4 protein-coding genes are annotated in these 3,912 nt (G+C 68.2%); 2 read left to right on the plus strand and 2 right to left on the minus strand.

The window, feature by feature from the left end:
* Positions 1-639 (minus strand): ABC transporter substrate-binding protein (locus tag WBQ80_RS16970; protein ID WP_336573564.1); only part of this gene is annotated, 639 nt, incomplete at its 3' end.
* A 200-nt stretch (positions 640-839) separates the two neighbouring features.
* On the opposite strand from WBQ80_RS16970, the gene WBQ80_RS16975 reads away from it, so the two are divergent.
* A complete protein-coding gene (locus WBQ80_RS16975; RefSeq protein ID WP_336573563.1) occupies positions 840-1,883 on the plus strand; it encodes a LacI family DNA-binding transcriptional regulator in 1,044 nt (347 codons plus the stop codon).
* Between the two features lie 105 nt (positions 1,884-1,988).
* Here the strand turns inward: WBQ80_RS16975 and WBQ80_RS16980 are convergent, their stop codons facing one another.
* Positions 1,989-3,050 (minus strand): LacI family DNA-binding transcriptional regulator, encoded by a 1,062-nt coding sequence (locus WBQ80_RS16980; RefSeq protein WP_336573562.1) that lies wholly within the window; start codon positions 3,048-3,050, stop codon positions 1,989-1,991.
* Positions 3,051-3,261: 211 nt separating this feature from the next.
* Between WBQ80_RS16980 and WBQ80_RS16985 the strand changes: the two genes are divergently transcribed.
* Positions 3,262-3,912, plus strand: a 651-nt coding sequence (locus WBQ80_RS16985) for an ABC transporter substrate-binding protein (protein ID WP_336573561.1), incomplete at its 3' end; no start/stop codon positions are given.

Here is a 3,912-nt window from a genome sequence, read left to right on the forward strand (position 1 = left end):
CTCGTACTGTTCGGCGTACGCCTTCGCGGATTCGTAGTCGAGGAAGTGCGCGTCGATGGTCCCGTTGTTGAGCGCGGCGATCCCGGCGTTGTTGTCGGGGAAGCGGACCAGCTCGGTGTCGGGGAAGTTCTTCACCGCGTACGCCTCCTGCAGGGTGCCCTGCACGACGCCGAGCCGCTTCCCGGCCAGGTCGTCCTCGCCGGCGATGTCCGCGTCGGGGCTGGCCATCACCGTGAGAAACCCGGCCAGGTAGCCGTCGGAGAAGTCGACCGTCTCCTTGCGCTCATCGGTGATGCCGATCGCGGACACGCCGACGTCGAACTGGCCGTTCGCAACTGCGGGCAGGATCGCCGAGAAGTCCTGACCGGTGAACACGACGTCGTCGATGCCGATGCGCTCCGCGACATCCGTGAACAACTCGATGTCGAAGCCGGTGAACTCGCCGTTCTCATCGGTGAAGGTGTACGGCTTGAGGTCGCCGACGCTGGCCACGCGGATCTGGCCCGGGGTGATCAGGCCGTACGGGTTCTCATCGGGCGATGCGGCTTCGCCTGACGAGGTCGCGCATCCGCTGAGCAGGAGTGCGGCGGCGGCCAGGGTCGCGCCGAGTCGGAACGTGCGGCGGGGCGGAGTCTTCATTTGGGGTCCTTTTGGGTCGATGTGAGCGGGACTCGAAGTGCCGCAGCGCTGCGGCCCTCCGTCTTGGGTCCGGACCCAAACCGCTATAGTGGGTCCGGACCCAACGACCGTAGCGAGTACCTCTATGGTTGTCAATGGCGGAATGGAGGTGTCGCTTGTCCGGTTCGGTGTCGAGGTCGCGGGACGTCACCGTCGCAGACGTGGCCAAGCGCGCGAACGTGGGCAAGTCCACCGCATCGCGCGCGCTCGGCGGCTACGGCTCGGTGAGCCCGGACGTGCGTGATCGAGTGCTGAGCGCTGCGGACGAGCTCGGGTATCGACCCAACGAGCTCGCACGGAGCATGAATACTGGGCGCTCACGCACCATCGGCGTGATCGTGGGCGACATCGAGAACCCGTACTTCAGCGTCGCGATGCGAGGCATCACCGATACCGCGAAGGCGTCCGGCTACGACGTCATCCTCGCCAACACCTCCGAAGACCTCGAAGCCGAGCAGCACGCGGTCCGGGTATTCCTGGACAAGCGAGTCGACGCGATGATCGTCGCCCCCTCGACCGCGTACCAGTTCGGCCACCTCCGCGAGGTGCAGCAACTGAAGCGACCCCTGGTCCTCTTGGATCGCAGCGTCCCCGATCTTGACGCTGCCGCGATCCAGGTGGCGATCGCCCCAGCCGCATTCGAAGCGACCGACCTGCTCATCGGGCTCGGTCACCGGCGCATCGCCTTCATCTCCGCGCTCATCACCGACGGCGACCGATTCGCCCAGATCGAGACGGGAGTCTCCTCGGTCTCGGAACGGCTCACGGGCGTGGTCGATGCGCTCCGCAGTCACGACATCGAAGCCGACCCGGCCCTGATGCGGTTCAAGGCCGACAGCGAGACCGCCACTGCGCGCATCGTCGACGAGCTGCTGGGACTGGAGGACCCGCCCACCGCGATCATCGCATCCGACAGCAACGTGGCGATGAGCGTGCTCCTCGCCCTCCAGGGCCGCAAGATCGCCGTGCCCGACCGGATGTCGCTCATCGCGTTCGACGATGCCCCATGGGCGAGGATCAGCAACCCGCCGCTCACTGCGATCACGCACCCGATCTACGAAGCCGGGGCAGCCGCGGCGCGAACTGCGCTGCGACTGATCGACCAGCTTCCGCCGCCCGGGTTCGAACTCGCTGCGCGGCTCACCCTCCGAGACTCGCACGGGGTTCCGAGCAGTGGGCCGGAGCCGCACGGCGCCCAGGAGTGATGGACTTCGCATCGGCCTCGCGATGAAGGCCGAGGGGCATCCGCCGCCGAGCGGTCTGGGCCCACGTCACTCGATTCCCCCGCCAGCCCGGCACGCACCGACGGGTCACGCCGGCGGCGGTGCGACCGACTCCCGTTCGACAAGCCGCTGCGCAAGGACGACATGCTCGATCGGCGCGCGGTCACCGGCGATCCGACGGATGAGCAGCCGGGCCGCCTCGGCGCCGAACTCGTGGATCGGTTGCGACATGACGGTCAGCGCTGGAGCGGCAAGGCTGGTCCAGTCCGCGTCGTCGAAGGCGACGAGCGAGACGTCCGTGGGGATCCGGACGCCGAGGGTGCGCAGCTCGCGGAACGCGGCCTGCCCGATGAGGCTGTCGGAGGCGACGATCGCCGTGATGTCGTCGTCGATGAGCCGGCGCACGATCGCGTGCACGCCATCGCGGCGGGCGTTGAGGTGCACGAACCGGGCGGGGTCGTGGATACCCGCGTCGTCGAGCGCTCCCACGAATCCGCGCACCCGGTCGTCGACCGAGCTCGAGCCGAGGCGGTCGCCGATACGGTATCCGCTCACGTGCGCGATGGTCGACACGAAGGCGATGCGCCGGTGTCCGGCATCCAGCAGCACTTGCGTGAGCTGCCGGGAGCCAGCGAGGTTGTCGGCGACGACCGTGTCGACGTCGACGCCGTCGGCGACGCGGTCGAAGAGCACGAGCGGGCGCCCGCGCTCGACCGCCTCGCGGAGGCTCGAGGGATCGGTGGTTGACGCCGGCGCGACGAGGATGCCGTCGACGCGCTTGGCGAGCAGCACCGAGATCGCGTTCTGCTCGGCGTCTGCCTGCTCATCGGAGTTCAGCAGGATCAGGTCGTACCCGGCGGCCTTCGCGACATCCGCCGCCCCCCTGGTCGCCTGCGCGAAGAAGGGGTTCTCGATGTCGCCGACGATGATGCCGATCGAATTCGACCTGCCGGTGGTCATGGTCTTGGCCAGCGCGTTCGGGTGGTAGCCGAGTTCGTCTGCGGCGGTGTGGACGCGGTCGCGGACGGCTTCGCTCGCGGCGCCGTACCCGCCGAGCACCCGCGCCGCGGTCGCCTTGGACACCTTCGCCGCGGCGGCGACGTCGCTGACCGTGACCTCCCTACGGCCGTTGAGCGGATCCACCGGCATTCGAGCACTCCTCAAAAAAAGTTGTTGACGGATGTCTCGGTCGGCGGTTAGTGTGCCGGAAACGCATTGAGACCGGTCTCAATCTACGCGACTGAGACCGGTCTCAACAAGACCCGGGCCACAGCAGCCCAAATCGGCGTTCCGCACCACCACAGCACCACCCGTGCCATCCGGCACCGCACACCGCACATTCCGAATCGAAGGAACCACCGTGACCCAGCGCACCTTCCTCCGGCGCACCGCCATCGCAGCCGTGGCCGCCGCAACCGCCCTCGTCCTCTCCGCCTGCGCCAGCGGCGCCGCAGGCACCTCCGAGGCGAGCGACGCCGACGACAACCCGTACGGCCTGATCACCCCGGGCCAGATCCGCGTCGCCAGCCTCGGCGACGCCAAGCCGTACACCTTCACCGACGAGTCCGGCGAGTTCACCGGTTTCGACGTCGAGTTGTTCACGGATGTCGCGGAGCGCATCGGCATCGACGACGTCGTGTTCACCGGCCAGGACTTCTCGGGCCTCCTCTCTGCCGTCGCCAACGGCCAGTTCGACGTCGGCGTCGCGGCGATCGGCATCACCGACGAGCGCAAGCAGACCGTCGACTTCTCCGAGGGGTACCTCGCCGGCTACCTGACCGTCATGGGCCACCCGGACGCCGGCATCGAGGACGAGGACGACCTGGCCGGGAAGCGGCTCGGCGTCGTGCAGGGCACGCTGCAGGAGGCGTACGCGGTGAAGAACTTTACCGAGACCGAGCTGGTCCGCTTCCCCGACAACAACGCCGCGATCTCGGCCGTGAACAGCGGCGCGATCGACGCCCACTTCCTGGACTACGAGGCCGCGAAGGAGTACGCCGAGCAGTACGGA

Source organism: Agromyces sp. CCNWLW213, assembly GCF_037199545.1.
In the GTDB taxonomy this organism is placed as follows: domain Bacteria; phylum Actinomycetota; class Actinomycetes; order Actinomycetales; family Microbacteriaceae; genus Agromyces.

What these genes read in the sequence shown, in the direction of transcription:
- WBQ80_RS16980 (WP_336573562.1), bottom strand. Translation starts at nt 3,050, where the DNA reads ATGCCGGTGGATCCGCTCAACGGCCGTAGGGAGGTCACGGTCAGCGAC.